General features: G+C 37.9%; 3 protein-coding genes. All 3 read right to left on the bottom strand.

Annotated features, from left to right (window positions below):
- Positions 1 to 77: 77 nt before the first annotated feature.
- Positions 78 to 3,035 carry a HEAT repeat domain-containing protein gene (locus F6J94_RS30930; RefSeq protein ID WP_293047270.1) on the bottom strand — a complete coding sequence of 986 codons (2,958 nt, stop codon included), beginning with the start codon at positions 3,033 to 3,035 and terminating at the stop codon, positions 78 to 80.
- Positions 3,036 to 3,230: 195 nt separating this feature from the next.
- Entirely contained in the window at positions 3,231 to 4,049 is an 819-nt protein-coding gene (locus F6J94_RS30925) for a hypothetical protein (protein ID WP_293047268.1), read from the bottom strand.
- A 76-nt stretch (positions 4,050 to 4,125) separates the two neighbouring features.
- Positions 4,126 to 4,339, bottom strand: a 214-nt coding sequence (locus F6J94_RS30920; RefSeq protein WP_293047266.1) for a hypothetical protein, incomplete at its 5' end; no start/stop codon positions are given.

Here is a 4,339-nt window from a genome sequence, read left to right as displayed (position 1 = left end):
TGGTAATAGTCGGATATCTTTACACTACTATTACCTATTCGCTATTCGCTAAAACCCCAAGGGCGTAAGTACCTCAGCTATTTGATAAGGGCTATAATCTGATCATATAGCCCCTTAGAAGCCTCACGGATTTGGTCATTACCAACGATAATCCCTAATAAAAACCCCACAAGTACCCACAATAAAACGTTTCCATTACCACTAATCAAAACCCCCAATAAAACCCCTACAATAAACCCTAAAAATACCGCTTTGATCGGGATAGAATTTAACTTGTTTGCCAGAAGTGCATCTAAAAGTGGGGAAGACGTTGTATCTGAAGGCTGTTGTGGTACATCTTGACTAGTTTCTGGGCTATAATTTTCTTGGTATTCTAAATTTTTATCCGAATTATCTGAAGTTGATGTTGGCTGTTGGTTTTCTTCTCGTGTCAATCTATTATCGATGTTTTTGAGAACTTTCAGTAATTCATTTTGGATATTATCCTTGTTTTTAATATAAGCTTCTACTCTTTGCTCTGAGAATAATAACTTCTGTCTCAAGGTTATCCCTTGATCGGGTATGTAGTTTTTTGATTTCTGGTATTTGTCCTGAGCCTCTTGATATTTTCCCTGTTCAAAGAGTAAATCACCCCGTTTGAGTAGCACAATCGCTATCAACTCTTTATCTTCTAATCTCTGATTAGTTCGTTTTTCTAATTCCTCTAGTAGCAGAGACTGATCTTCTGTTCCAGAAGTCAGACCCCATTTGAAAAGCCTTAACAAATCGCTGCTTTGTATTGTAGAGGTAAACTGAACTGGAATGTCCAAAAGACTACGTGCCCAGTCCAGGTTATAAAACCACCCTTTCACCAGATAAGGGATAAGATACTTCCAACCTTCTTCTTCACTTTTCCAGAACCAATAATAAATCCAATCACTAATTATCTCTCGATTCTCGGAATTATTAATCCACTCTTCGGCACTAGTGGTTAAACTATCGGTTAAGCGGATATCCCTTGCTTGGTTAATGTCATATTCGTTAAAGCGCTTTTCTAGATAAATTCGGGCTTCCCTACTGATTTCCTTGACCAGTGAATCATTGCGCTGTTTTTCGATCAAAAATTTCTTGAAGAAGACTTGATGCTGATCATCTAGCCTTAATTCATGAGAAACAAAGGAATAGCGTTGGTATAGCTCTTGTCCTCGACTCTGTAAGTCGGGAGTATTCAGCATGCTCTGCAAAAATTCAGAATCAAAGCGACGCATCATGGCGAGGAGATAAACTGCTCGCAAATCTTCTTCGGTATCTTGAAATTTACTAAAGTGAGTCAGAAAGCGTCCGCAAGCTGTTGCCACAATTTCAGCGTGAGAATATCCCTGTTCAGAAACAATATCATTAACGGGAATTCCTTCACGCCACATCGTTGCGGCTAGATTAACCACTAAGGGAATGCCACGGCTGATTCTATCAATTTTATTGACATCCTCATCTGCAATACTTCGCTCAATACTTCGCTTTGAGACAAATTGACGGAAATATTCCTCGGTCTGATCTGAAGAGAATTCATCCAGGGAATAGCTAATCACATGGTCATCGCCAAAGGTCTGTCGATAACCTCGAAAATATACTCCAGACGTAAATTGACCTAAAGAATTAGCTGCTTCGTAGCGAACATCTTTATCTTCTTCGTTATTATTTAATACTCCTGTTAGTAAGTCAACAGCGCGTTGGTTATCTAGCTTACCAAGAGCTTTCACCACTTCAATTTTGCTGATTGAGCTGCTGGACTTGTCATCCTGAAGCTCTCCCTTTTGTAAAAAATTATTAGCATAACGAAAAGCAACGTAATCCCGGAGTAGTAGATGTCGAAAACAATAAACCTGTTTTTCAGAAGTCTCAAATAATAATTGGATAGTTCTAGCTAAGCGAGTAAAAGCATCTCTCTGTTCCGGTTGAGGGATAACTTTAGAAAAAATTTGCTCTTCTATTTTAGTATTATCGGGTTCTGAATCACTCATCATCACTACCGCAATTGCCCCTAGCTTTTCCTTGAGTTCCTCTGCCGAAGAACATGGTAGGTTTTGTTGACTTCTGTTTTCTTTTTTATTCTTTTCTATACTAAACCCTTGTTCGATAAATCTGTCAAACAATTGTTCGTGAGTACTGACTCTCGAAAACTGTTTGACTTCGCCGTCGCTCTCTTGATTTTGGTAGGTCGAAATTAATGTATATAAAAGAAATGGCGTGCGAACCATTTTGAGTAAATCTGGACTCTTATCCAGTAGATTCCAGAGTCTTGCCCCTTGTTGATTATCCGTAAAAGTAGAGTCAAACGTGACATACTGTTTAATTTCTGCTTCACTCAAACGATTGAGGACTACTGCACCATTTAAGTTGAGTGGATTGTTATCATCATTCCCCGTTATCTCTTCATAATCTCTACGGCGACAGCTAATCACTATCGAAACTTGCTGGAAACCATCAAGAGAGTTTAAACTATCAATAAATTTAGCACGATAGTCTTCACGAGGGGCATTTGGATCTTGTGGTTTTTGAGATACATTTAACGGAAGTTCATCTAATCCGTCTAGTAGTAATAATACTTGATGATCTTGAATTTTTTTTTCGAGATAATCCCCTTCTAATTTTGTTTGCTTGGCTAACCAGTCAATAATACTCTCTTTACTGATTTCTTTTCGATCATTATAAATTTCAGTCCAGGTGTAAATTTCTGCAAAAATTGGCAACAATGAACTTTGATTATCAATTCGCTCTTCTACCTTTTTGATAGCAAATTTAATCAATGAGATAGTTTTACCGCCCCCTGGCTCACCAAGCAGCAATAATCGACTCTTGTATTTATGGAAACTCTCATCTAAACCAGTAATTTCTTCTTTACGGGAGATTACTTCCTTACCTATACCTATAGCCGTGGACTTATCTTTATAAGTACGCTTAAAGGGATAGATTTTAAAAAATTTGTTGCTTAACTTTTCTTTAAGAGAATCTTTTAACTCTTGCAAATAGTTGCTGACTATATCTTTAGATACCATAGTTTTGGTTATTTTAAAATAAAGTTTTTTTGTGCTATTGTATAGCGAAACTATAGATGCAACCCTGTTGTTTAAAACCCAACTACTATGATTTGGGGTTATTCTGGGGAACTAAAATTCCATCAATATAATCTCTGAAAGGGTAAGATAAAATAGAGTTGGGATTTAGTTCCTCGAAAATGCCTAAAGCAAGAACTAAGAGTAGGATTTATAACTAGCTTTTGCTGCCTCTCGATCCTCTGCCAGTTCTTCAGGAGTCATTTTCTGGAGTGCCTTTTGGTAATAAGCCTGATTAGGTTTCCCTGTATTAATCATACTTTGAAGTAATGGAGAACGTTCACCTTCTGGATAACGGGCTTTCATGTACTCTGTATAACTTGGCATCTGTGACCTCTTGGCACATTCTAAGGAATAAGCCAGTATATCTCTGCGCCCGTGATATTTATCATTAATATACCCTAGTTTTTCTCCAATCAAGTCTATTTGCTCGTCCTTAGCACCAGCAGCAGCAGCGACCGCTAGAACTATAGCAGTACGTTCTTGGAAAGAGGCACAAGCACCACCAACACAAAATCCGGCGTGTGCATCATTTGCTCTGCCATCAAGTGCCGCTGTTCCTCTGCCAATCATCGGTATTTTTCTAGTTTCTCCATTAGGAGTTTTGAACGTAACAGAACCGAAAAAATTAACACCATCTTCTATGAAGGGTTCGAGATAACTTTCTATAGTAAGAGGTTGCCGTGGCTGGTTATCAAGGATTAATTCTACGTCAACGCTTTTTGTTGATACATCCTCTGTTTTAGTTCTATCTCCATCCGGATCGGCGTAGGCATTGCCAGTTTCAATAAACTTGATGTCTAAGATTTTATTATTAAATCTAATGCCAAGGGCTTGCAAGGCATCAACTTGTGTTTCTGGATTAGATAGCTTACTAATTATTTCTGATATACTTACCTGTTTCGACTCTAGAGTTGTGTAGGGATTACCTTCTCTGGCTCTAATTGGATACTCCATCTTGGGTATTAGTTCATTACATAAGTTTACTCTAGTATAGATAATATTTAAATAACTTTTTGTGCTTAATTTTACGTTAGTTAGTGTTTGCTGAAGATATCTTAGCTTTTAAACGTTCCAGGAAGAATGGATCGTCCGAGTATCGCTCCAAAGCTTGTGCTGCAGGTTTGTAGCCACCGGTTTTTAGATATATATACTTGAGAGCTTCCTTGACAGCATCTCTAACATCAGATATAGCATCATTACGCCACCTATCCACCAGAATTTTTTGTACCAATTGGGTTTGTTCA

The sequence above is a fragment of the Moorena sp. SIO1F2 genome, assembly GCF_010672755.1.
Classification (GTDB): domain Bacteria; phylum Cyanobacteriota; class Cyanobacteriia; order Cyanobacteriales; family Coleofasciculaceae; genus Moorena.
The sequence above is the reverse complement of the archived record's forward strand: the minus strand, read 5'-3'. Positions and strand labels throughout refer to the sequence as shown.

What these genes read in the sequence shown, in the direction of transcription:
- F6J94_RS30930 (WP_293047270.1), bottom strand. Translation starts at nt 3,035, where the DNA reads ATGGTATCTAAAGATATAGTCAGCAACTATTTGCAAGAGTTAAAAGAT.
- F6J94_RS30925 (WP_293047268.1), bottom strand. Translation starts at nt 4,049, where the DNA reads ATGGAGTATCCAATTAGAGCCAGAGAAGGTAATCCCTACACAACTCTA.